The 21,793-nt window shown below is 57.2% G+C and carries 26 protein-coding genes; 21 read left to right on the top strand and 5 right to left on the bottom strand.

The window, feature by feature from the left end; translation table 11 throughout:
- Positions 1-23: 23 nt before the first annotated feature.
- Together KK102_RS19500 and KK102_RS19495 are read right to left on the bottom strand one after the other, a co-directional pair.
- Positions 24-242 (bottom strand): YheU family protein, encoded by a 219-nt coding sequence (locus tag KK102_RS19500; RefSeq protein WP_126545829.1) that lies wholly within the window; start codon positions 240-242, stop codon positions 24-26.
- Complete coding sequence (locus KK102_RS19495) at positions 239-1,261, bottom strand: hydrolase (RefSeq protein ID WP_089598579.1); 1,023 nt, start codon at positions 1,259-1,261, stop codon at positions 239-241. Before KK102_RS19495 ends, KK102_RS19500 begins: the two co-directional genes overlap by 4 nt.
- Positions 1,262-1,489: 228 nt before the next feature.
- On the opposite strand from KK102_RS19495, the gene mdcA reads away from it, so the two are divergent.
- From mdcA to mdcH, 8 genes are all read left to right on the top strand, one after another.
- On the top strand, positions 1,490-3,145 hold the full coding sequence (gene mdcA / locus KK102_RS19490; protein ID WP_216358253.1) for a malonate decarboxylase subunit alpha: 1,656 nt from the start codon (positions 1,490-1,492) through the stop codon (positions 3,143-3,145).
- A complete protein-coding gene (locus KK102_RS19485) occupies positions 3,145-4,002 on the top strand; it encodes a triphosphoribosyl-dephospho-CoA synthase (RefSeq protein ID WP_216358252.1) in 858 nt (285 codons plus the stop codon). The genes mdcA and KK102_RS19485 overlap by 1 nt, the downstream gene beginning before the upstream one ends.
- A gap of 9 nt (positions 4,003-4,011) precedes the next feature.
- A complete protein-coding gene (gene mdcC / locus KK102_RS19480) occupies positions 4,012-4,311 on the top strand; it encodes a malonate decarboxylase acyl carrier protein (protein WP_010436321.1) in 300 nt (99 codons plus the stop codon).
- Positions 4,304-5,137, top strand: a complete 834-nt coding sequence (locus KK102_RS19475; protein WP_216358251.1) for a biotin-independent malonate decarboxylase subunit beta — start codon at positions 4,304-4,306, stop codon at positions 5,135-5,137. Before mdcC ends, KK102_RS19475 begins: the two co-directional genes overlap by 8 nt.
- Positions 5,137-5,937, top strand: a complete 801-nt coding sequence (gene mdcE, locus KK102_RS19470) for a biotin-independent malonate decarboxylase subunit gamma (RefSeq protein WP_216358250.1) — start codon at positions 5,137-5,139, stop codon at positions 5,935-5,937. The genes KK102_RS19475 and mdcE overlap by 1 nt, the downstream gene beginning before the upstream one ends.
- A 125-nt stretch (positions 5,938-6,062) precedes the next feature.
- Positions 6,063-7,022, top strand: coding sequence for an AEC family transporter (locus tag KK102_RS19465; protein WP_126545823.1), 960 nt, complete (start codon positions 6,063-6,065; stop codon positions 7,020-7,022).
- 2 nt (positions 7,023-7,024) lie between these two features.
- Positions 7,025-7,642, top strand: a complete 618-nt coding sequence (locus KK102_RS19460; RefSeq protein ID WP_126545822.1) for a malonate decarboxylase holo-ACP synthase — start codon at positions 7,025-7,027, stop codon at positions 7,640-7,642.
- On the top strand, positions 7,642-8,538 hold the full coding sequence (mdcH, locus tag KK102_RS19455; protein ID WP_216358249.1) for a malonate decarboxylase subunit epsilon: 897 nt from the start codon (positions 7,642-7,644) through the stop codon (positions 8,536-8,538). The genes KK102_RS19460 and mdcH overlap by 1 nt, the downstream gene beginning before the upstream one ends.
- A gap of 93 nt (positions 8,539-8,631) precedes the next feature.
- Here mdcH and KK102_RS19450 read toward each other — a convergent pair whose 3' ends face one another.
- Together KK102_RS19450 and KK102_RS19445 are read right to left on the bottom strand one after the other, a co-directional pair.
- Positions 8,632-9,564: a LysR family transcriptional regulator gene (locus KK102_RS19450; RefSeq protein WP_126545820.1), complete on the bottom strand. Its 933-nt coding sequence runs from the start codon at positions 9,562-9,564 to the stop codon at positions 8,632-8,634.
- Between the two features lie 15 nt (positions 9,565-9,579).
- Positions 9,580-11,484, bottom strand: a complete 1,905-nt coding sequence (locus tag KK102_RS19445) for an ABC transporter ATP-binding protein (RefSeq protein ID WP_126545819.1) — start codon at positions 11,482-11,484, stop codon at positions 9,580-9,582.
- Positions 11,485-11,622: 138 nt separating this feature from the next.
- Between KK102_RS19445 and kefG the strand changes: the two genes are divergently transcribed.
- The 4 genes from kefG to slyD all read left to right on the top strand — a co-directional run bounded on the left by kefG (position 11,623) and on the right by slyD (position 14,884).
- The gene (gene kefG, locus KK102_RS19440; RefSeq protein WP_013099040.1) at positions 11,623-12,174 is read left to right on the top strand and encodes a glutathione-regulated potassium-efflux system ancillary protein KefG; all 552 of its coding nucleotides are present in this window, start codon (positions 11,623-11,625) and stop codon (positions 12,172-12,174) included.
- Positions 12,174-13,979: a glutathione-regulated potassium-efflux system protein KefB gene (gene kefB, locus KK102_RS19435; protein ID WP_216358248.1), complete on the top strand. Its 1,806-nt coding sequence runs from the start codon at positions 12,174-12,176 to the stop codon at positions 13,977-13,979. Before kefG ends, kefB begins: the two co-directional genes overlap by 1 nt.
- Before the next feature lie 13 nt (positions 13,980-13,992).
- A complete protein-coding gene (locus tag KK102_RS19430) occupies positions 13,993-14,193 on the top strand; it encodes a YheV family putative zinc ribbon protein (protein WP_010436300.1) in 201 nt (66 codons plus the stop codon).
- Between the two features lie 94 nt (positions 14,194-14,287).
- Positions 14,288-14,884 carry a peptidylprolyl isomerase gene (slyD, locus tag KK102_RS19425; protein ID WP_216358247.1) on the top strand — a complete coding sequence of 199 codons (597 nt, stop codon included), beginning with the start codon at positions 14,288-14,290 and terminating at the stop codon, positions 14,882-14,884.
- A gap of 51 nt (positions 14,885-14,935) precedes the next feature.
- On the opposite strand, the gene KK102_RS19420 is transcribed toward slyD, so the two are convergent.
- On the bottom strand, positions 14,936-15,154 hold the full coding sequence (locus KK102_RS19420; RefSeq protein WP_216358246.1) for a protein SlyX: 219 nt from the start codon (positions 15,152-15,154) through the stop codon (positions 14,936-14,938).
- A gap of 238 nt (positions 15,155-15,392) precedes the next feature.
- Here KK102_RS19420 and fkpA point away from each other — a divergent pair, with 238 nt between their 5' ends.
- The 9 genes from fkpA to KK102_RS19375 form a co-directional block, all read left to right on the top strand.
- Positions 15,393-16,211: an FKBP-type peptidyl-prolyl cis-trans isomerase gene (gene fkpA / locus KK102_RS19415; protein WP_010436293.1), complete on the top strand. Its 819-nt coding sequence runs from the start codon at positions 15,393-15,395 to the stop codon at positions 16,209-16,211.
- A gap of 168 nt (positions 16,212-16,379) precedes the next feature.
- Positions 16,380-17,102 carry a helix-turn-helix transcriptional regulator gene (locus tag KK102_RS19410; protein ID WP_023333674.1) on the top strand — a complete coding sequence of 241 codons (723 nt, stop codon included), beginning with the start codon at positions 16,380-16,382 and terminating at the stop codon, positions 17,100-17,102.
- Positions 17,102-17,488 carry a sulfurtransferase complex subunit TusD gene (gene tusD / locus KK102_RS19405; protein WP_126545815.1) on the top strand — a complete coding sequence of 129 codons (387 nt, stop codon included), beginning with the start codon at positions 17,102-17,104 and terminating at the stop codon, positions 17,486-17,488. The genes KK102_RS19410 and tusD overlap by 1 nt, the downstream gene beginning before the upstream one ends.
- A complete protein-coding gene (gene tusC / locus KK102_RS19400; RefSeq protein WP_108417738.1) occupies positions 17,488-17,847 on the top strand; it encodes a sulfurtransferase complex subunit TusC in 360 nt (119 codons plus the stop codon). The genes tusD and tusC overlap by 1 nt, the downstream gene beginning before the upstream one ends.
- 7 nt (positions 17,848-17,854) lie before the next feature.
- On the top strand, positions 17,855-18,142 hold the full coding sequence (gene tusB / locus KK102_RS19395) for a sulfurtransferase complex subunit TusB (protein ID WP_126545814.1): 288 nt from the start codon (positions 17,855-17,857) through the stop codon (positions 18,140-18,142).
- A gap of 124 nt (positions 18,143-18,266) precedes the next feature.
- The gene (gene rpsL / locus KK102_RS19390; RefSeq protein WP_000246815.1) at positions 18,267-18,641 is read left to right on the top strand and encodes a 30S ribosomal protein S12; all 375 of its coding nucleotides are present in this window, start codon (positions 18,267-18,269) and stop codon (positions 18,639-18,641) included.
- Between the two features lie 96 nt (positions 18,642-18,737).
- Positions 18,738-19,208 (top strand): 30S ribosomal protein S7, encoded by a 471-nt coding sequence (rpsG, locus tag KK102_RS19385; protein WP_003861706.1) that lies wholly within the window; start codon positions 18,738-18,740, stop codon positions 19,206-19,208.
- 96 nt (positions 19,209-19,304) lie between these two features.
- Positions 19,305-21,419: an elongation factor G gene (fusA, locus tag KK102_RS19380; RefSeq protein ID WP_216358245.1), complete on the top strand. Its 2,115-nt coding sequence runs from the start codon at positions 19,305-19,307 to the stop codon at positions 21,417-21,419.
- Positions 21,420-21,488: 69 nt separating this feature from the next.
- Positions 21,489-21,793, top strand: a 305-nt coding sequence (locus KK102_RS19375; protein ID WP_004386159.1) for a GTP-binding protein, incomplete at its 3' end; no start/stop codon positions are given.

The following is a 21,793-nucleotide window of genomic DNA, read 5'->3' as shown; positions in this document are numbered from 1 at the left end:
CCCTGACTGGAAAAGTTTACAGATCAGCCGTGAAACGCGTTGCGGGGCATGATATTGACCGTCTCATGCAGTTCGGACCACACCAGCACCACGTCGCCGCTTTTCAGCTGGCGCTTAACATCGCTGACCTTTTGTTCGAGCGAACGTTCCTGTTCACCATAATCGGTGCCTTCACGTAATACAAAGCTTTCAATCAGATTATCGAGCGTTTCGGGAGCGAGATCCTGCCAGGGGATGATCATTTTTTACCGTCCAGAAAAGAGGTGAGCCAGTCAGGGATGCGGGTTTCCAGCCACATTTTCGGCCTGCGCAGCGTGCCGCCAACAAAGCCAACGTGGCCGCCGTACTCGGTGAGCTGATACTGCACGTTGGCCGGTAAATGCTCCGGTGCCGGAATGGAGTGATGATCCATAAAGGGATCGTCTTTGGCGTGGATGATTAGCGTCGGCGTGGTGATTTGATTCAATAGCGGCATGGCGCTGCACTGACGGTAATAGTCAATCGCATCGGCAAAACCGTGGATCTTCGAGGTAATCAGATCGTCAAACTCGCGCAGACGCTTCACGCGCTTGAGCTGCTGCAGGCTAACCGGCAGGGTATCAGGGTAGGCCTTCAGCTTGCGCGCGGCGTTGGCCTTCAGCAGGTTGAGCAGGTAGCGCTGATAGACGCGGGAAAACCCTTTTTCCATATGGTAGCTGCACTGCTCCAGCATAAAGGGAGCGGAGACAATAACAGCGGCATCCAGCGGGACTGCATCACCTTCTTTCGCCAGCAGGCAGGCCAGCATATTACCGCCCAGCGAATAGCCCACCGCCGCCGTTGGCACCGTGCCAAAATTATCTCGCAGCCAGTGCAGGAACCAGGTGCCGTCTTCGGTTTCGCCGGAGTGGTAAATACGCTTCTGGCGATTCGGCTCGCCGCTGCAGCCGCGAAAATGCATTACCACCGCCAGCCAGCCGCGGGCTTTCGCCGCCTCGATTAAACCGTGGGCGTAGGGACTGTGCAGGCTCCCTTCCAGACCATGAAACACCACCAGGCGAGGTTTGTGTCGGGCCTGCTCCGGCGCTTCGCTCCAGGCGAGATCTAAAAAGTCGCCGTCCGGCAAATCCAGGCGCTGCCAGTGCGGGGTGAACTGCACCTTGCGGCGGATCAGGCGCGGCAGCATGGTTTGCAGGTGGGGGTTAGCCACGCCGCGCATGGGCACGAACTCTGCGCTCTCTTCGGCTGCTATGTCGAAGTCTGATGGAATGATTTGGGTCATAAGGGCGATGCTGATTCTTGTCAGAAATTTACTATACCTTCCGAATTGTACCCCGTTTAGCCTGGATTTCCGAACCATGAACTGATCCCGATCACAAATCTTTACCTTGATTATTACTCTCAGGCTAATGATTCAGCTCTACGCTTAATTGATGCCTTTCTCGCCAGAGCGCAGACTTTACTCAACGTTAAGCAAATCAGAATGATGTGCTGAATCAGGAGGTTAATAATGTTATCTGGGCAAACACCCACCCGGCAATGGAACACGCGACGCAGCGAGAAAGCGCGTCGTCTGGCGTCCGTACCGGTGCAGGGCAAAGTACTGCCAACCGGCGATCTTGTCGCCATGCTGGAAAAACTGATCGCCCCGTGCGACAAAGTCGTGCTGGAAGGCAACAACCAGAAGCAGGCGGATTTCCTTTCCCGCTCGCTGGCCGAAGTGAACCCGCAAATTGTCCACGACCTGCATATGATCATGCCGAGCGTTGGCCGCAGCGAGCATCTGGATATCTTTGAAAAAGGCATCGCCCGCAAGCTGGACTTCTCCTTCTCCGGGACACAAAGCCTGCGCATTTCGCAGCTGCTGGAAGACGGCCAGCTCGAAATCGGCGCAATTCACACCTACATCGAACTTTACTCACGCCTCTACGTCGACCTGTCCCCCAACGTGGCGCTGATCGCCGGTTTTAAAGCGGACCGTAAAGGTAACCTCTACACCGGGGCGAGTACCGAAGATACCCCGGCGCTGGTGGAAGCCGCCGCGTTCCACGACGGCATCGTCATCGCGCAGGTGAACGAGCTGGTGGACGACGAGTGCGATCTGCCGCGCGTCGATATCCCGGGCTCCTGGATCGACTACGTGGTCGTTGCGGACAAGCCGTTCTTTATCGAACCGCTGTTCACCCGCGACCCGCGCCTGATCAAGCAGGAACATATCCTGATGGCGATGATGGCCATCAAAGGCATCTATGCGGAGCATCAGGTGCAGTCCCTGAATCACGGCATCGGCTTTAACACCGCGGCGATTGAGCTGCTGCTGCCCACCTACGGCGAACAGCTCGGCCTGAAGGGCAAAATCTGTAAACACTGGACGCTGAACCCGCATCCGACGCTGATCCCCGCCATCGAAAGCGGCTGGGTGGAAAGCGTGCACTGCTTCGGCGGCGAGCTGGGGATGGAAGAGTACATCCGCGCCCGTCCGGACGTCTTCTTTACCGGTGCCGACGGCTCTATGCGTTCCAACCGCGCCTTCTGCCAGCTGGCAGGCCAGTACGCGGTGGATATGTTCATCGGCTCTACGCTGCAGGTTGACGGCTACGCCAACTCCTCAACCGTGACCCGCGGTCGTCTTTCCGGCTTCGGCGGTGCGCCAAACATGGGCCATGACCCGCACGGTCGTCGTCATGCGACCCCGGCCTGGCTGAACATGATCACCGAGCCGGATCCGATGCAGCGCGGTAAAAAACTGGTCGTGCAGATGGTGGAAACCTTCCAGGCTGGCGTGAAGCCGACCTTCGTGGAAAAACTCGATGCCGTCGACGTGGCGAAAGCCTCCGGCATGCCGCTGGCACCGGTGATGATTTACGGCGATGACGTGACGCACGTGCTGACGGAAGAGGGCATTGCCTACCTCTACCGGGCGAAAGATCTGGAAGAGCGTCGGGCCATGGTTGCCGCCGTCGCGGGGATCACCGATATCGGCCTGGGCGTTGACGCCAAACGCGTGGCGGAACTGCGCCAGAGCGGCAAAGTGGTGTATCCGGAAGATATGGGGATTCGTCGCACCGACGCCACCCGCTCTCTTCTGGCAGCCGGGAGCGTGTCTGACCTCGTTGAGTGGTCCGGCGGTTTGTATAACCCACCTGCGAAATTCCGGAGCTGGTAATGAAACTTCTGCCCCAGATTCAGGTTGAAGGCGGTGCCGAATGGCTGGCGCGAACCGCCACGCAGTGTCTGATTGACGAAGCACGTTTAAGCCCGAAACCCGGTCTGGTGGACAGTCGGGGGAACGGCGCGCACCAGGATTTATCGCTTGCGCTGATGGAGCGCTCCGCGCATAGCCTGACCTCCACGTTTCAGGCGCTGGCGCAGCAGAGCTGGCAGCGTCCGGCGGACATTGCGCTTCGGCAAAGCGTTGGCCGTCTTGGCCGCGAAGGCGAGCAGCAGATGATGGCAGCCACCGACGGGGTTAATACCCACCGTGGTGCGATCTGGGCGCTGGGATTGCTGGTGAGCGCGGTGGCGATGCTGGGCGGGCGGGCGACTGCGCAGGCCGTCGCGAATACCGCCGCTCAGCTGGCGAGACTCCCGGACGATGCGGCACCGAAAGTGTTCAGCAAAGGGCTGCGCGCCACGCACCGCTACCGCGTGCCGGGCGCGCGCGAAGAGGCGCAGCAGGCGTTCCCGCACGTCATGCAGCGCGCGCTGCCGCAGCTTCGCCTCAGCCGTCTCAACGGCAGCAGCGAAACGCATGCGAGGCTCGACGCGCTGATGGCGATCATGACGTCACTCACCGACACCTGCGTGCTGTCGCGCGCCGGAATGGAGGGGCTGGACGCCATGCAGAACGGTGCTCGTGGGGTACTGAACGCCGGAGGATGCGCAACGCTTTCAGGGCAGCAGGCGCTGGCGAGCTTAGACCGCCAGATGCTCTCGCTCAACGCTTCACCGGGCGGCGCTGCCGACCTGCTTGCCGCCACGCTGTTTCTCGACCGCGTCGAAACGCCTTATTCAAAGCATTAAGAGGATGTTATGGAAAAAATTACATTGACCGTGCCCGCCAGCCGCGAAGTAAGCGGCAGGGCGCTGGCAGGCGTCGTCGGCTCCGGGGATATGGAGGTGTTGTTCGCCGCCGAACCGGGCCAGACCTTAACCGTTGATATCACCACTTCTGTCGACAACAGCCGTGGTCGCTGGGAGGCGCTGTTCAACCGTCTGCACACCGTCAGCAGCCTGCCCGCAGGCAAACTGACCATCCACGACTTCGGCGCGACGCCGGGCGTGGCGCGCATTCGCATCGAACAGGTCTTTGAGGGGGTGAGCCATGCGTAACGACAGCAGCTTTATCGAATTAAAAGCGCGCCAGCGCGCGCAGGTCCTGCTTGACGAGGGCAGCTACCGCGAGCTGCTGGATCCGTTTGAAGGCATTATCTCTCCGTGGCTTGGGCCGCAGGGGATTGTTCCGCAGGCCGATGACGGCATGGTCGTCGCAAAAGGCACCATCAACGGTCAGCCTGCGGTCGTGGTCGCAATTGAAGGCGCGTTCCAGGGCGGCAGCATGGGCGAAGTGTCCGGTGCCAAAATGGCGGCGGCGCTGGAGCTGGCGGCGGAAGATAACCGTAACGGCATTCCGACGCAGGCGGTGCTGTGCCTCGAAACCGGCGGCGTGCGTCTGCAGGAAGCGAACCTCGGCCTGGCGGCGATTGCCGATATCCACGCCGCGATTGTTGACCTGCGCCGCTACACCCCGGTGGTGGGGATTGTGGCCGGAACCGTGGGCTGCTTCGGCGGGATGTCCATCGCCGCGGCGCTGTGCAGCTACCTGATCGTGACCCGCGAAGCGCGTCTTGGCCTCAACGGTCCGCAGGTCATCGAGCAGGAGGCGGGCATTGAGGAGTACGACTCCCGCGACCGTCCGTTTATCTGGAGCATGACCGGCGGCGAAGTGCGCTATCAAAGCGGTCTGGTGGATGCGCTCGTCGGCGACGGTATCAACGCGGTGAAACAGGCGATGAACGACGCGATTGCTAAAGGCGTTCCCGCGAAACACCGCACCGACAACTACGACGATTACCTGAACCGTTTAACGAATTTCGACACCCGCAAACAGGCCGATGCCGAACAGATTAACGCGCTTTTTGCCCGGGAGGTGAAATGATGAGTAATTCAAAAAGCCGTGGCGAGCTCTGGCTGGAAACCCTCGCCCCGAATGCCAAACGTATCGCGGGACTGTGCCCGTCCGTGCAGGCGGCAGACGGCGAGCTGAACGGTGAAGCGGTGCGCTTTGTCGCCGTGGTGCCGGATGCCAACAACCACTTCCCGCGCGCGGCGAAAGGGGAAGTGGGGCTACTGGAAGGCTGGACCCTGGCGAAAGTGGTCAGTGAAACCGTCGCGGCGGATGCTGATAAATCCGTGAAGCGTCCGATTGTGGCGGTGATCGACGTCCCAAGCCAGGCCTATGGCCGTCGCGAAGAGGCGTTTGGTATTCATCAGGCGCTGGCGGGAGCCGCTGCCGCGTATGCTAACGCGCGTCTGGCCGGTCATCCGGTGATTGGGCTTATCGTCGGCAAGGCGATGTCCGGCGCGTTCCTGGCGCACGGCTACCAGGCCAACCGCCTGATTGCCTTTAACGACAAAGGCGTGCTGATCCACGCGATGGGCAAAGAGTCTGCGGCGCGCATCACGCTGCGTACCGTCGAGGCGCTGGAAAAACTGGCTGCGACCATTCCGCCCATGGCGTATGACATCAGCAACTACGCCACGCTGGGGCTGCTCTCTAACCTGCTGGATATCAGCAACCCGGATGCCCCGTCCGATAACGATCTGACGCAGGTGAAATCCACCCTGCAACAGGCCATCAGTGATGCTCGTCAGGACACCACCCTGAAAAACCGTCTGGGTGCTGACAACCGCCGCAGCTCGGCGCTCGTACGCGAACGTATGCGCGCCAGCTGGTAAGTAAAAAGAGACCTGCCGGAGATGCATCACCCCGTGGGCGCACCCGCTGCGCCCGCGTGGGAGCCTGCATCCTGAAAATAATAAACATCGCGCCAGTGCTTAAACTTTTTTACTACAGGTGATTTATGACTTACGTAATTGTTCATGCTCTTGCACCGATTTTCGTCATCATGCTGCTGGGATTCTGGGCCGGTAAGGCAAAGATGGTCGATAACAAAAACGTTTCCCTGCTCAATATCTTCGTGATGGATTTTGCACTGCCTGCCGCGCTGTTCAGCGCTACCGTGCAAACCCCGTGGACCGGCATCGTGGCGCAGTCGCCGCTGATCCTGGTGCTCACCCTGGCGATGTGGATCACCTATGCGGCCATCTACTTCCTCGCCACGAAAGTCTTTAAGAAATCTCCGCAGGACGCGGCCGTGCTGACGCTTACCGTTGCCCTGCCAAACTACGCGGCGCTCGGTCTGCCGATTCTGGGCAGCGTGCTGGGTGAAGGATCGTCCACGTCGCTTTCCGTCGCGGTCTCTATTGCCTGCGGCTCAGTGCTGATGACCCCGTTCTGCCTGCTCATTCTGGAGCGTGAAAAAGCGCGCGCCGAGGGGAATAATTCCGGCTCAACGCTCTCCATGCTGCCGGTGCTGATGTGGCGTTCCATTAAAAAACCGATCGTGATGGGCCCGCTGCTGGGCGTGATTCTCTCCGCCATCGGCATCAAAATGCCGGAGCTGATTCTTGCGGCGATTAAACCGCTGGGACTGTCCGCCACCGCTGCCGCGCTGTTCCTGACCGGGGTGATCCTCTCTGCCCGTAAGCTGCAGATCAACACCATGGTGATTACGTCAACCATTGCCAAGCTGCTGATTCAGCCAGCGATTGCCTGGGGTATTGTGCTGCTCTTCGGTCTGCACGGCTCGGTGGCGATCACCGCTATCCTGATGATTGCGCTCTCCGCGGGCTTCTTCGGCGTGGTGTTCGGTAACCGCTTTGGCGTGCAGTCGCCGGATGCTGAAGCCGTGCTGCTGTTAAGCTCGGTACTGTGTATCCTGTCGCTGCCGCTGTTTATCTCGCTGACTTCAGGAATGTAATTATGACCACAACATTACGCCCGCACGACCTCATCTGGCTTACCGCGCGCGACGCGCTGGAAGGCATCGCCGAATCCTGGGTGGAGTCGGCCTGGCATACCGGCCTGCCGGTGGTGGTGCGGCGTGATGTAGATAGTGAAGGCCGGATCCCCGTTGGCGTGCGCGGATTGCGCCGCGACCAGCGGGCGGCCGGATGGGTGAAGCCCGACAACGTGCTGCGCGTGGTATCGCCGGAAGACCTGAGCGTTGCGGCCGATCTGCTGCGCTCGCCGTTTGTTACCCAGCCACCCGTTCAGGTGGCGCTGCAGCTTTCTCAGCAGGCGTGGCCGTGGACGTGGGGCATTACCGGCAGCACCGGCTACGCGCTGGCGACCGGTATTCCGGTGATCCATGCCGACAGCGATCTTGATCTGCTGATCCGCGCCCCGCGCGCCGTTTCCCCTGATGCGTTTGCTGGCTGGCAGTCTCAGCTTAGCCGGGCGCTGTGTCGGGCGGATACGCAGGTGGATACCCCCGAGGGTGGCTTTGCGCTGGCAGAGTGGCTGCGCGACGGCAAAACGCTGCTGAAAACCTGCCGTGGACCGCGCCTGGTGGCGGATCCGTGGCGCAGGGAGGAGTGATGAAAATAGTGTTTACCTTTCCGGGGCAGGGCACGCAGCACGAAGGTATGCTGCAAAATTTGCCGGGAACGGAACTGGCTCAGGCGCGTGCGGTACTGGGCAGCAAAGTCGATACGCTGGATAGTGCTGCCTCACTCGCTCACACCCGCGCGGTTCAGCTGTGTCTGCTGATTTCAGGCGTGGCCTGGGGGCGCGAGCTGGAGCGTCGCGGCGTGACGCCGGATATCGTCAGCGGGCTGTCCATCGGCGCTTATCCTGCGGCGGTTGTCGCGGGCGCGCTGGACTTCGCGGACGCGCTGAGGCTGGTGGCGCTGCGCGGTGATTTGATGGAACAGGCGTACCCGCACGGCTACGGCCTGACGGCAATTATGGGGCTCACCCTGCCGCAGGTGGAAACGCTGATTGAAGGCACCGGAACCTATATTGCCAACCTGAACGCCGAAACGCAGATCGTCATCGCCGGAGCCGATCAAGGAATGGCGCATGTGGCAGAACGCGCGCTGGCAAAAGGAGCGAGTAAGGCCAGGCGGCTGGCGGTTAGCGTGCCGTCGCACTGTGAACTGCTCGCAGCACCCGCGCAAAAGCTGGCAACGGCGTTTGAGTCCGTCACGCTTTCACGCCCACGCTGCGCCTATCTGAGCGGCAGCACCGGCCGCGTGCTGTGGCAGCCGGAAAAGATCGCCGACGATCTGGCGATGAACATGGCGCGAACCGTGCGCTGGCAGGAGGCGATGATTTCAGCAAATGAACGCGAAGCCCGGCTGGCGATCGAGATGCCGCCCGGCGGCGTGCTGACCTGCCTGACGCGTCAGGCGGCGTGGGAAGGAGAGACGATTTCGCTGGAGCGCAGCGGGGTGGATGTGGCGGTGCATCTGGCGAAGCGGCTTCAGCGATGAGAATTTTGCCCGGTGGCGGCTGCGCCTTACCGGGCCTACAACTGCACGAACGTTGGCCGGGTAAGACGCATCGCGTCGTCACCCGGCAAGGCCTCAGGCATTATCCTGCAGGCTGCGGGCATACATCCGCCCTTCGGCGGCTAATGCCCGCAGGCTCGGGTCCTGCTCGCGGTTGCGGGCAAAGACGATCGCAATCAGCTGCTGCATCTGGTACGGCTCCGCCAGCTTCAGGAGCTGCACGGAATTCTCGTAGACCTTCTTCATCCTGCCCGGCATCAGCGTAAATCCAACGCCTGCCTGCACCAGGCTCAGCATCGAGAAAATGTCATTAACGCGCGTGACGATTTCCGGCTCGAAGCCGGCGATATGAAACGCTTCCTGAAACCCTGCATAGGTGGCGAACCCTTCTGCAAGCGCGACAAATTTCTGGTCTTTGTAATCTCGCAGATCCGCGGGGCCGCGGGTATTCAGCGTGGCGGAAGCCGGTGCGGCAAGGAAAATATCGTCGTGGAACAGGGGCAGCACTTCGAGGCTATTGCGGTCGATGTCGCTTTCGGAGATGGAGATAAGAATCGCGTCCAGCGAGCCTTCATCCAGCATATGGAGCAGGGTGTCGTTGGAGCCCATCGTCAGATCCATCTCCAGATCCGGACGGCGCAGCTTCATGCCCATGATCAGACGCGGCACGGTTTCCAGCGTCAGGGAGTAGAGCGTACCCACGCGCAGCCGCCCCTGGCCGATGCCGGCAATTTTGCGGGTCTCTTCCAGCCCGCGCTCCATCACCTGCATCACCTCCTGGCAATACTCCAGCAGCGTCCAGGCGGAGGGGAGCGCAATCAGGTTTCGGCCCTTGTGGGTAAAGAGCGGGCAGCGCACGTTCTCTTCCAGCGTGTGGAGCGCGCGGTGCACGCTGACCCCGCTCAGGCCCAGCGTTTCGGCGGTACGCGCGATATTCCCTTTCTCCATGAACGTCATGAAGATGCTGAGCTTGCGGAATGTAATATCGCTCGTGGTATCGAAACGCATAACCCTCCCGATGGTTTAGTCGGCCTGCAGCATGGCTTCCAGCTGTTCCTGCGCGTCCAGCCACGCCATCTCGCACTCTTCGAGGCTGGATTTGGTTTTCGCCTGGGTTTGCAGACAGTCGGTCAGTTCCGCTTTGCGGCTCTGGTCGTACAGCTCGCTGTCGCCCAGCTTCTCTTCAACGGTAGCCAGCGTGGCGTTGAGCTTTTCCATCTCTTTTTCAAGACGGGCAATCTCTTTACGCAGCGGCTGCGTCTGGGTGCGCAACTCCGCTTCACGGCGCTTCTGGTCTTTACGCGACTGCGCGCTGTTGGCGTTGTCTTTCGCTGACTCTTCCGGCTGGTTCTCCTGCTTCTGCACGTCCGTCAGCCACTGCTGGTAGTCTTCCAGATCGCCGTCGAACGGTTCAACTTTGCCGCCGTGCACCAGGTAGAGATCGTCCGTGGTGGAGCGGATCAGGTGACGGTCGTGCGAAACCACCACCAGCGCGCCTTCGAACTCAATCAGCGCTTCGGTCAGCGCCTGGCGCATGTCGAGATCCAGGTGGTTGGTCGGTTCATCGAGCAGCAGCAGGTTCGGGCGCTGCCAGACGATCAGCGCCAGCACCAGACGGGCCTTTTCGCCGCCGGAGAAGCGCTCGGTGTTTTCCGTCACCTTATCGCCCTGGAAGCCGAAGCCGCCGAGATAGTCGCGCAGCTTCTGCTCCATCTCCTGCGGTGCCAGGCGTGCCAGGTGCTGAATAGGCGATTCATCCGCGCGTAAAAATTCCAGCTGATGCTGGGCGAAGTAGCCAAGCTTAATGCCCTTCGCCAGCCCGATCTCGCCGCTGACCGGGTTAAGCTCGCCCGCCAGCAGCTTGATCAGCGTGGATTTACCGGCACCGTTGCGTCCCAGCAGGCCAATGCGCGAACCCGGCACCAGGTTGAGCTTGATGGAGTCGAGAATAATGCGGTCGGCATAGCCCGCGCTGACCTTCTCCATCTTCAGCAGCGGGTTCGGCAGACTTTCCGGCTCGCGGAAGCTGAAGTGGAACGGGTTATCCACGTGCGCCGGGGCAATCATCTCCATGCGCTCCAGCATCTTGATGCGGCTCTGGGCCTGCTTGGCTTTTGAGGCTTTGGCCTTGAAGCGATCCACAAAGCTCTGCAGGTGCGCTACGCGCTGCTGCTGGCTTTCGTACATGGACTGCTGCTGGGCAAGGCGCGTCGCGCGCTGGCGCTCAAAGGAGCTGTAGTTGCCGGTGTACTCGAACATCGTTTGCTGTTCGATATGAATGATTTTATCCACCACCGGGTCGAGGAAGTCGCGGTCGTGGGAGATCAGAATCAGAGTGCCCTGATAGCTCTTGAGCCACTTCTCCAGCCAAATAACCGCATCGAGATCGAGGTGGTTGGTCGGTTCATCGAGCAGCAGCAGGTCAGAGCGGCAGATCAGCGCCTGCGCCAGGTTGAGGCGCATGCGCCAGCCGCCGGAGAAGTCGCTGACCGGGCGTTCCAGCTGTTCATTGCTGAAGCCCAGGCCGTGCAGCAGGCTGGCGGCGCGGGAGCGAATGGTCCACGCGTCAATGGCGTCCAGCTTGCCGTGAACGGTGGCAATGGCGTGACCGTCGTTGCGCTCGTTCGCGGCGTTGAGTTCCGCCTCGAGCTTACGGTATTCACGGTCGCCGTCGATAACATAGTCGAGTGCCGGTTCGCTCAGCGCCGGCGTCTCTTGGTTTACCCAGGCAAGCTGCCAGTTTCCCGGGAAGGTAAAGTTACCGCCATCCGCGCTAATCTCGTTTTTCAGCAGCGCCAGCAGCGTGGATTTACCGCAGCCGTTTTTGCCGACCAGACCCACTTTTTGGCCCGGGTTGATGGTAGCAGTGGCGTTATCCAGCAGGACGCGCACGCCGCGACGAATTTGTAACGAGGAGAAAACAATCATAGAAGCGCCGTATGTTCCGACTATGTTAATTTGTCATTATGATAATGTAAGGTGTGGGCCATTTTCCGCACCGGGCCGCCATGGTAGCCCAAAACAACAACGATACACAAAAACAGAAACAAGACCGGGAGGGGAATGATGTCTCAGACAGCAAAAGTGCTGCTGCTGTATGCCCATCCGGAATCTCAGGACTCGGTGGCAAACCGGGTGCTGCTTAAGCCGGCCACACAGCTCAGCAACGTGACGGTGCACGATCTCTACGCGCACTATCCTGATTTCTTTATCGATATTCCTTACGAGCAGGAACTGCTGCGTCAGCATGACGTCATTGTGTTCCAGCATCCGCTTTACACCTACAGCTGTCCGGCGCTGCTCAAAGAGTGGCTGGACCGCGTGCTGAGCCGGGGCTTCTCCAGCGGGGTGGGGGGCAACCAGCTGGCGGGAAAGTACTGGCGCAGCGTCATCACGACCGGTGAGCCGGAAAGCGCTTACCGTTACGACGGGCTGAACCGCTATCCGATGAGCGACATCCTGCGGCCCTTCGAGCTGACGGCGGCGATGTGCCGTATGCACTGGATGAGCCCGATTATTGTCTACTGGGCCCGACGCCAGGATCCGAAAGAACTGGCCAGCCACGCCAGAGCCTATGGTGAATGGCTGGCGTCACCGATTCCGGCAGGAGGTCGTTAATGGAAGGATCGAATTTGCTCCTCGCCGGGGTGCTGTTTTTATTTGCGGCCGTCGTCGCGGTGCCGCTTGCGGCGCGTATTGGTATCGGTGCGGTGCTGGGGTATCTGTTAGCGGGGATCGCCATCGGCCCCTGGGGACTCGGGTTCATCAGCGATGTGGATGAGATCCTCCACTTCTCTGAACTGGGCGTCGTGTTCCTGATGTTCATCATCGGCCTTGAACTGAACCCCTCCAAGCTGTGGCAGCTTCGACGCTCCATCTTCGGCGTGGGGGCGGCACAGGTGTTGTTCAGCGCCGCGCTCCTGGGCGGGCTGCTCATGTTGACGCAGTTTTCCTGGCAGGCGGCGGTGATCGGCGGGATTGGCCTCGCGATGTCTTCCACGGCGATGGCGCTGCAGCTGATGCGCGACAAAGGGATGAACCGCAACGAAGCCGGCCAGCTGGGCTTTTCGGTGCTGCTGTTCCAGGATTTGGCCGTCATCCCGGCGCTGGCGCTGGTGCCGCTGCTGGCGGGCTCCGGTGACGATCATTTTGACTGGGTAAAAATCTCGATGAAGGTACTGGCCTTCGCAGGGATGCTGATTGGCGGACGTTTCTTGCTGCGACCGGTGTTCCGCTTTATCGCCGCCTCGGGCGTTCGTGAGGTGTTTACCGCCGCGACGCTGCTGCTGGTGCTTGGGTCTGCGCTGTTTATGGATGCGCTGGGGCTGTCTATGGCGCTCGGGACCTTTATCGCCGGGGTGCTGCTGGCGGAGAGCGAATATCGTCACGAGCTGGAAATTGCCATCGATCCCTTCAAAGGACTGCTGTTAGGGCTGTTCTTTATTTCGGTGGGGATGGCGCTCAACCTTGGCGTGCTTTATACCCACCTGCTGTGGGTGGCCGTGAGCGTGGCGGTGCTGGTGGCGGTGAAAACGCTGGTGCTCTATGCTCTGGCCCGTATTTATGGGCTGCGCAGCTCGGAACGCATGCAGTTTGCCAGCGTGCTAAGCCAGGGAGGGGAGTTCGCGTTTGTGCTGTTCTCTACCGCATCTTCCCAAAAACTCTTCAAAGATGACCAGATGGCGCTGCTGCTGGTGACGGTCACGCTGTCGATGATGACCACGCCGCTGCTGATGAAGCTGGTGGATAAACTGCTGTCGCGCCGCCTGAATCCGACAGACGATGAAGACGAAGCGCCGTGGGTGGAGGATGATAAGCCTCAGGTGATCGTCGTGGGCTTTGGCCGTTTCGGACAGGTAATTGGACGCCTGCTGATGGCGAACAAAATGCGCATCACGGTACTGGAGCGCGATATCAGCGCGGTCAACCTGATGCGCAAATATGGCTATAAGGTTTACTACGGCGACGCGACCCAGCTCGAGCTGCTGCGCTCGGCGGGGGCGGAAGCGGCAGAGTCCATCGTGATTACCTGTAACGATCCGGAAGATACGATGAAGCTGGTGGAGCTGTGCCAGCAGCATTTTCCGCATCTGCATATTCTGGCGCGTGCGCGGGGACGTGTTGAAGCTCACGAATTGTTGCAGGCGGGTGTGAAACACTTCTCCCGTGAGACCTTCTCCAGTGCGCTGGAATTGGGGCGCAAGGCGCTGATCTCGCTCGGCATGCATCCGCATCAGGCGCAGCGCGCCCAGATGCACTTTCGTCGGCTGGATATGCGGATGCTGCGCGAGCTGATGCCGGTCCATACCGATACGGCGCAGATCTCCCGCGTGCGGGAAGCGCGCCGCGAGCTGGAGGAGATCTTCCAGCGCGAGATGCAGCAGGAACGACGCCAGCTCGATGGCTGGGATGAATTTGAATAAAGGGTAACGAAAGATGGCTGTACGTAAACGCTTTATCGCGGGTGCAAAATGCCCGACTTGCCAGGCGCAAGATACTTTGGCCATGTGGCGGGAAAATAATATTGATGTGGTTGAATGTGTTAAGTGCGGTCACCAGATGCGAGAGGCCGACAAAGAGGCCCGCGATCACGTTCGCAAAGAAGAGCAAGTGATCGGCATTTTTCATCCGGACTAGCGATATGCCCTGAGTTTTTTTAAGCTAAAGGGTACACGGGTGCAGATTTCCGCTACAATCTGCGCCAGCAATTTTCCCACGCTCAGGAGATATCATGAAAGTAGCAAAAGACCTGGTGGTCAGCCTGGCCTATCAGGTACGTACAGAAGACGGTGTGTTGGTTGATGAGTCTCCGGTGAGTGCGCCGCTTGACTACCTGCATGGTCACGGTTCTCTGATTTCCGGCCTGGAAAACGCGCTGGAAGGTCATGACGTTGGCGACAAATTCGACGTTGCTGTAGGCGCGAACGACGCTTACGGTCAGTATGACGACAACCTGGTTCAGCGCGTTCCTAAAGACGTGTTCATGGGCGTTGACGAACTGCAGGTTGGCATGCGCTTCCTGGCGGAAACTGACCAGGGCCCGGTTCCTGTTGAAATCACCGAAGTGGAAGATGACCACGTCGTGGTTGACGGCAACCACATGCTGGCTGGCCAGAACCTGAAGTTCAACGTAGAAGTTGTTGCGATCCGTGAAGCGACCGAAGAAGAGCTGGCTCATGGCCACGTTCACGGTGCGCACGGTCACGGTCACGACCATGACCACGATCACGGCCACGATGGCTGCTGCGGTGGTCACGGCCACGATCACGACCATGGTCACGACCACGGTAAAGGTGGTTGCGGCAACGGCGGCTGCGGTTGCCACTAATTCCGTCATGCGGAAAATAAAAAAGCGGGATAATCCCGCTTTTTTTACGCCTCAATAATGAGGAGGTGGCGTCTCTTCAGCCTGAGAGGCGATGAGCGACGACTGCGTTGCCTTCACTTTTTCAGTAAGCAGGCGCATCAGATCGCGCAGTTTTGCCATTTCAAGTTCATGGGCGGTCACGGTCTGGTTAAGCTCTTCGATGGTGATGTCCTGAAAAGCCAGTCGGCTTTCCAGCTCAGCCAGTCTCGCTTCAATCAATGTGTCCTTCATGGTTCACCTCGTCAATTTCACACTCGCCATAATGGGCCTGCGGCGGCGAAGTTTAACTGAGTTTATCCTCAAGTGCAGTATCCATCCCTTTGGCAAGAAACTTATTTAAACAAAAATAGTCTGAAAAGAGACGAGAATCGGGAGAGTCTGTCTGTAGATTTCTTCCGCAACGATTTATAGTACGTCACTCATTTACGTTTAATGCTGGGGTGAGAGTCCCCAGGCCCTGGAGATATGGATGAAATCACTGTTCAAAGTAACGCTGCTGGCGACGACAATGGCTGTCGCTCTGAATGCACCGCTGTCTTTCGCTGCTGACACTGCAGCGAAGCCTGCTGCAACTGCAGACAGCAAAGCGGCGTTCAAAAATGACGACCAGAAATCCGCCTACGCACTTGGCGCATCTCTGGGTCGTTACATGGAAAACTCTCTGAAAGAGCAAGAGAAACTGGGCATCAAACTGGACAAAGCTCAGCTGATCGCGGGTGTTCAGGATGCGTTTGCAGATAAGAGCAAACTGTCTGACCAGGAAATCGAACAGACTCTGCAGGCGTTTGAAGCGCGTGTGAAAGGCGCTGCTCAGACCAAAATGGAAGCAGATGCCAAAGACAACGAAGCGAAAGGCAAAGCCTACCGCGATACCTTTGCTAAAGAAAAAGGTGTGAAAACCTCCTCTACTGGCCTGGTGTACAAAGTTGAGAAAGAAGGTACCGGTGATGCGCCTAAAGACAGCGACACCGTTGTGGTTAACTACAAAGGTACGCTGATCGACGGTAAAGAGTTTGACAACTCTTACACCCGTGGTGAGCCTCTTTCCTTCCGTCTGGACGGCGTTATCCCGGGCTGGACCGAAGGCCTGAAGAACATCAAGAAAGGCGGCAAGATCAAGATGGTCATTCCACCGGATCTGGCTTACGGCAAAACCGGCGTGCCGGGTATCCCTGCGAACTCCACGCTGGTCTTTGACGTAGAACTGCTGGACATCAAACCGGCACCGAAAGCGGATGCTAAGGCAGACGCACCGGCTGACGATAAAGCCGCTGCTGCTAAGAAGTAATGCTGAAAAAAAACCGCCGCCTCAAAGGCGGCGGTTTTTTTTATTGTAGGGCAGATATAATTAACACTGGAAAGCGCTATACACGCTGTATTAATTTAGTTGTCCGTGTAGATAATGAGCCTGCCCTGAAAACCTAACGACAGGCTCCTGAAAAGGAGTGTTTTTTTCATGTCCAGGTCGCTTTTAACCAACGAAACCAGTGAACTTGATTTGCTGGATCAACGTCCTTTTGACCAGACCGACTTCGATATTCTGAAATCCTACGAGGCGGTGGTGGACGGGTTAGCGATGCTCATTGGCTCCCACTGCGAAATCGTATTGCACTCCCTGCAAGATCTGAAGTGTTCCGCCATCCGCATTGCGAATGGTGAACATACTGGCCGTAAAATTGGTTCGCCAATCACCGACCTTGCATTGCGTATGTTGCATGACATGACCGGCGCGGACAGCAGCGTCTCCAAATGTTACTTCACCCGCGCCAAAAGCGGTGTGCTGATGAAATCAGAAACTATCGCTATTCGAAACCGTGACCATCGTGTCATCGGTTTGCTGTGCATCAACATGAACCTTGATGTACCGTTCTCGCAAATCATGAGTACCTTTATTCCACCAGAAACGCCAGATGTGGGCTCTTCTGTGAATTTTGCCTCCTCTGTTGAGGACCTGGTGACCCAGACGCTGGAGTTCACCATTGAAGAGGTGAATGCCGATCGCAACGTATCGAACAACGCCAAGAACCGTCAGATCGTACTTAACCTTTACGAGAAAGGGATTTTTGATATCAAAGACGCCATCAACCAGGTGGCCGATCGTCTGAACATCTCCAAGCACACGGTTTACCTCTACATTCGTCAGTTCAAAAGCGGCGATTTCCTGGGGCAAGACAAGTAATGCGTTTTGCGTTAATGGTGACAGGCCCGGCGTATGGCACTCAGCAGGCCAGCAGCGCGCTGCAGTTTGCGCATGCGCTACTGGCGGCTGGACACGAACTGGCGAGCGTCTTCTTCTATCGGGAAGGGGTCTACAATGCGAACCAGTTTACGTCACCGGCGAGCGATGAATTTGACCTTGTCCGCGCCTGGCAGGCATTAAACGAAAAGCAGGGCGTTGAGCTGCATATCTGCGTGGCTGCGGCATTGCGTCGCGGTGTGACGGATGCGGCCGAAGCGGAGCGTCTCGGTTTGCCAGGGGCTAACCTGCAGCCCGGGTTTTCGTTGAGTGGCCTGGGGGCACTGGCTCAGGCCGCGCTAACCTGCGACAGAATGGTGCAATTCTGATGAAGCGCGTGGCATTTGTTTTTTCGTCTGCTCCCCATGGGAGTGCGTCTGGCAGAGAGGGGCTGGACGCGTTGCTTGCAACCTCCGCATTAACCGAAGATATTGGCGTATTCTTTCTGGGAGACGGCGTCTTCCAGCTGCTGGCGGGACAGCAGCCGCAGGCCATTCTGGCGCGGGACTACATCGCTACCTTCAAAGTGTTACCGCTTTACGACATTGAAACCTTCTACGTGTGTGCTGACTCTTTAGCTGCGCGCGGTCTCAATGACAAGACGCCTTTCGTGCTGGATGTCACGCTCCTCCCCGCGGGTGCGCTGCGCGAACAACTCTCTCAATATGATACTGTTCTGACTTTCTGAGGCTGACATGCTGCACACCCTGAGCCGTTCCCCGTGGCAATGTGATATCGACGCGCTACTGAGCATGTTGCGCGAAGGGGATGATTTGCTGCTGATTCAGGACGGTGTGCTTGCGGCGCTTGATGGCTGTCAGTTCGTTGAAATCCTCAGCAGTGCCCCCATATCCATCTCTGCGCTGAAGGACGATCTTGAGGCGCGAGGTCTTGCTGGTCAAATTTCAGCCAAAATTGACGTGGTTGGCTATACTGATTTCGTCAATCTTACTGTGACACACCCCAGTCAAATGAACTGGTGATTTGAGAACGTTGTATATTTCTTGACACCTTTTCGACGTAGCCCTAAAATTTCGCGTCCTCATATTGTATGAGGTCGATTTATTACGTGTTTACGAAGCAAAAGCTAAAACCAGGAGCTATTTAATGGCAACAGTTAACCAGCTGGTACGCAAACCACGTGCACGCAAAGTTGCAAAAAGCAACGTGCCTGCGCTGGAAGCCTGCCCGCAGAAACGTGGCGTATGTACTCGTGTATATACCACCACTCCTAAAAAACCAAACTCCGCACTGCGTAAAGTATGCCGTGTGCGTTTGACTAACGGTTTCGAAGTGACTTCCTACATCGGTGGTGAAGGTCACAACCTGCAGGAGCACTCCGTGATCCTGATCCGTGGCGGTCGTGTTAAAGACCTTCCGGGTGTTCGTTACCACACCGTTCGTGGTGCGCTCGACTGCTCAGGTGTTAAAGACCGTAAGCAGGCTCGCTCCAAGTACGGCGTGAAGCGTCCTAAGGCTTAATGGTTCTCCGTTAAGTAAGGCCAAACTGATTTATCTTAATGTCACACTAAACTCTTTGAGTTTTGGACAATCCTGAATTAACAACGGAGTATTCCCATGCCACGTCGTCGCGTCATTGGTCAGCGTAAAATTCTTCCAGATCCGAAATTCGGATCAGAACTGCTGGCAAAATTTGTAAATATCCTGATGGTAGATGGTAAAAAATCTACTGCAGAAGCAATCGTATACAGCGCGCTTGAGACCCTGGCTCAGCGTTCTGGTAAAAATGAACTGGAAGCTTTCGAAGTCGCTCTCGACAACGTTCGCCCAACTGTAGAAGTTAAGTCCCGCCGCGTTGGTGGTTCTACTTATCAGGTTCCAGTTGAAGTTCGTCCGGTTCGTCGTAATGCTCTGGCAATGCGTTGGATCGTTGAAGCTGCTCGTAAACGCGGTGATAAATCCATGGCTCTGCGTCTGGCGAACGAACTTTCTGATGCTGCAGAAAACAAAGGTACTGCAGTTAAGAAACGTGAAGACGTTCACCGTATGGCAGAAGCCAACAAGGCGTTCGCACACTACCGTTGGTAATCCCTTCGGAGTATTAGTCACCAGGCGGGCGCTTCAGAGAAGCCGCCCGCTCTGGGTTACTTAACTGAACGCCTAAAGAAACAAACGAGGAATCAAATGGCTCGTACAACACCCATCGCACGCTACCGTAACATCGGTATCAGTGCGCACATCGACGCCGGTAAGACCACTACTACCGAACGTATTCTGTTCTACACCGGTGTAAACCACAAAATCGGTGAAGTTCATGACGGCGCAGCCACCATGGACTGGATGGAACAGGAGCAGGAGCGTGGTATTACTATCACCTCCGCAGCGACTACTGCATTCTGGTCAGGTATGGCTAAGCAGTACGAACCGCATCGCGTAAACATCATCGACACCCCGGGGCACGTTGACTTCACCATCGAAGTAGAACGTTCCATGCGTGTTCTTGACGGCGCGGTAATGGTTTATTGCGCAGTTGGTGGTGTTCAGCCACAGTCTGAAACCGTATGGCGTCAGGCGAACAAATATAAAGTTCCACGCATCGCGTTCGTTAACAAAATGGACCGTATGGGTGCTAACTTCCTGAAAGTTGTTGGTCAGATCAAAACCCGTCTGGGCGCGAACCCTGTTCCGCTGCAGCTGGCAATTGGTGCTGAAGAAGGCTTCACCGGCGTTATCGACCTGGTGAAAATGAAAGCCATCAACTGGAACGAAGAAGACGCAGGCGTTACCTTCACTTACGAAGATATCCCAGCAGACATGCAGGACCTGGCTGACGAATGGCACCAGAACCTGATCGAATCCGCTGCTGAAGCTTCTGAAGAGCTGATGGAGAAATACCTGGGTGGTGAAGAACTGTCTGAGCAAGAGATCAAATCTGCTCTGCGTCAGCGCGTTCTGAACAACGAAATCATCCTGGTAACCTGTGGTTCTGCGTTCAAGAACAAAGGTGTTCAGGCGATGCTGGATGCGGTAGTTGACTACCTGCCATCCCCGGTTGACGTTCCTGCGATCAACGGCATCCTGGACGACGGTAAAGATACCCCGGCTGAGCGTCACGCAAGCGACGAAGAGCCATTCTCTGCACTGGCGTTCAAAATTGCTACCGACCCATTCGTGGGTAACCTGACCTTCTTCCGCGTTTACTCTGGTGTGGTTAACTCCGGTGACACCATCCTGAACTCCGTGAAAGCGGCGCGTGAACGTTTTGGCCGTATCGTACAGATGCACGCTAACAAACGTGAAGAGATCAAAGAAGTTCGCGCGGGCGACATCGCTGCAGCTATCGGTCTGAAAGACGTGACCACTGGTGACACCCTGTGTGACCCGGATCACCCGATCATTCTGGAGCGTATGGAATTCCCAGAGCCGGTAATCTCCATCGCGGTTGAACCAAAAACCAAAGCTGACCAGGAAAAAATGGGTCTGGCTCTGGGCCGTCTGGCGAAAGAAGACCCATCATTCCGCGTATGGACTGATGAAGAATCTAACCAGACCATCATCGCTGGTATGGGTGAACTGCACCTGGACATCATCGTTGACCGTATGAAGCGTGAATTCAACGTTGAAGCGAACGTGGGTAAACCTCAGGTTGCTTACCGCGAAGCGATTCGCGCGAAAGTTACCGATGTTGAAGGTAAACACGCTAAGCAGTCTGGTGGTCGCGGTCAGTACGGTCACGTTGTGATCGACATGTACCCACTGGAGCCGGGCTCTAACCCTAAAGGTTACGAGTTCATCAACGACATCAAAGGTGGTGTAATTCCTGGCGAATACATCCCAGCCGTTGATAAAGGCATCCAGGAGCAGCTGAAAGCGGGCCCTCTGGCTGGCTATCCAGTTGTTGACATGGGTGTTCGTCTGCACTTCGGTTCTTACCATGACGTTGACTCCTCTGAACTGGCGTTTAAACTGGCTGCGTCTATTGCCTTTAAAGAAGGCTTTAAGAAAGCAAAACCAGTTCTGCTTGAGCCAATCATGAAGGTTGAAGTAGAAACTCCTGAAGAGAACACCGGTGACGTTATCGGTGACTTGAGCCGTCGTCGCGGTATGCTGCGTGGTCAGGAATCTGAAGTAACTGGCGTTAAGATCCACGCTGAAGTTCCGCTGTCTGAAATGTTCGGATATGCAACTCAGCTGCGTTCTCTGACCAAAGGTCGTGCATCATACACCATGGAATTCCTGAAGTATGATGATGCGCCTAACAACGTTGCTCAGGCCGTTATTGAAGCCCGTGGTAAGTAATCCACAGGATTAAAACCTAAGTCCCGTGCTCTCTCCACAGGGGAGAGCACTATAGTAAGGAATATAGCCGTGTCTAAAGAAAAATTTGAACGTACAAAACCGCACGTCAACGTTGGTACTATCGGCCACGTTGACCATGGTAAAACTACCCTGACTGCTGCAATCACTACCGTTCTGGCTAAAACCTACGGTGGTTCTGCTCGTGCATTCGACCAGATCGATAACGCACCAGAAGAAAAAGCGCGTGGTATCACCATCAACACTTCCCACGTTGAATATGACACCCCGACTCGCCACTACGCACACGTAGACTGCCCAGGCCACGCCGACTATGTTAAAAACATGATCACCGGTGCTGCGCAGATGGACGGCGC

This window comes from Enterobacter quasimori (genome assembly GCF_018597345.1).
Lineage (GTDB): Bacteria > Pseudomonadota > Gammaproteobacteria > Enterobacterales > Enterobacteriaceae > Enterobacter > Enterobacter mori.
Note: the sequence above shows the minus strand (reverse complement) of the source record. Positions and strands in the feature narration are given on the sequence as shown.

Excerpts from the sequence above, each read along its gene's own strand:
- KK102_RS19500 (WP_126545829.1), bottom strand. The coding sequence starts at position 242 with ATGATCATCCCCTGGCAGGATCTCGCTCCCGAAACGCTCGATAATCTG.
- KK102_RS19495 (WP_089598579.1), bottom strand. The coding sequence starts at position 1,261 with ATGACCCAAATCATTCCATCAGACTTCGACATAGCAGCCGAAGAGAGC.
- mdcA (WP_216358253.1), top strand. The coding sequence starts at position 1,490 with ATGTTATCTGGGCAAACACCCACCCGGCAATGGAACACGCGACGCAGC.
- KK102_RS19485 (WP_216358252.1), top strand. The coding sequence starts at position 3,145 with ATGAAACTTCTGCCCCAGATTCAGGTTGAAGGCGGTGCCGAATGGCTG.
- mdcC (WP_010436321.1), top strand. The coding sequence starts at position 4,012 with ATGGAAAAAATTACATTGACCGTGCCCGCCAGCCGCGAAGTAAGCGGC.
- KK102_RS19475 (WP_216358251.1), top strand. The coding sequence starts at position 4,304 with ATGCGTAACGACAGCAGCTTTATCGAATTAAAAGCGCGCCAGCGCGCG.
- mdcE (WP_216358250.1), top strand. The coding sequence starts at position 5,137 with ATGAGTAATTCAAAAAGCCGTGGCGAGCTCTGGCTGGAAACCCTCGCC.
- KK102_RS19465 (WP_126545823.1), top strand. The coding sequence starts at position 6,063 with ATGACTTACGTAATTGTTCATGCTCTTGCACCGATTTTCGTCATCATG.
- KK102_RS19460 (WP_126545822.1), top strand. The coding sequence starts at position 7,025 with ATGACCACAACATTACGCCCGCACGACCTCATCTGGCTTACCGCGCGC.
- mdcH (WP_216358249.1), top strand. The coding sequence starts at position 7,642 with ATGAAAATAGTGTTTACCTTTCCGGGGCAGGGCACGCAGCACGAAGGT.
- KK102_RS19450 (WP_126545820.1), bottom strand. The coding sequence starts at position 9,564 with ATGCGTTTCGATACCACGAGCGATATTACATTCCGCAAGCTCAGCATC.
- KK102_RS19445 (WP_126545819.1), bottom strand. The coding sequence starts at position 11,484 with ATGATTGTTTTCTCCTCGTTACAAATTCGTCGCGGCGTGCGCGTCCTG.
- kefG (WP_013099040.1), top strand. The coding sequence starts at position 11,623 with ATGTCTCAGACAGCAAAAGTGCTGCTGCTGTATGCCCATCCGGAATCT.
- kefB (WP_216358248.1), top strand. The coding sequence starts at position 12,174 with ATGGAAGGATCGAATTTGCTCCTCGCCGGGGTGCTGTTTTTATTTGCG.
- KK102_RS19430 (WP_010436300.1), top strand. The coding sequence starts at position 13,993 with ATGGCTGTACGTAAACGCTTTATCGCGGGTGCAAAATGCCCGACTTGC.
- slyD (WP_216358247.1), top strand. The coding sequence starts at position 14,288 with ATGAAAGTAGCAAAAGACCTGGTGGTCAGCCTGGCCTATCAGGTACGT.
- KK102_RS19420 (WP_216358246.1), bottom strand. The coding sequence starts at position 15,154 with ATGAAGGACACATTGATTGAAGCGAGACTGGCTGAGCTGGAAAGCCGA.
- fkpA (WP_010436293.1), top strand. The coding sequence starts at position 15,393 with ATGAAATCACTGTTCAAAGTAACGCTGCTGGCGACGACAATGGCTGTC.
- KK102_RS19410 (WP_023333674.1), top strand. The coding sequence starts at position 16,380 with ATGTCCAGGTCGCTTTTAACCAACGAAACCAGTGAACTTGATTTGCTG.
- tusD (WP_126545815.1), top strand. The coding sequence starts at position 17,102 with ATGCGTTTTGCGTTAATGGTGACAGGCCCGGCGTATGGCACTCAGCAG.
- tusC (WP_108417738.1), top strand. The coding sequence starts at position 17,488 with ATGAAGCGCGTGGCATTTGTTTTTTCGTCTGCTCCCCATGGGAGTGCG.
- tusB (WP_126545814.1), top strand. The coding sequence starts at position 17,855 with ATGCTGCACACCCTGAGCCGTTCCCCGTGGCAATGTGATATCGACGCG.
- rpsL (WP_000246815.1), top strand. The coding sequence starts at position 18,267 with ATGGCAACAGTTAACCAGCTGGTACGCAAACCACGTGCACGCAAAGTT.
- rpsG (WP_003861706.1), top strand. The coding sequence starts at position 18,738 with ATGCCACGTCGTCGCGTCATTGGTCAGCGTAAAATTCTTCCAGATCCG.
- fusA (WP_216358245.1), top strand. The coding sequence starts at position 19,305 with ATGGCTCGTACAACACCCATCGCACGCTACCGTAACATCGGTATCAGT.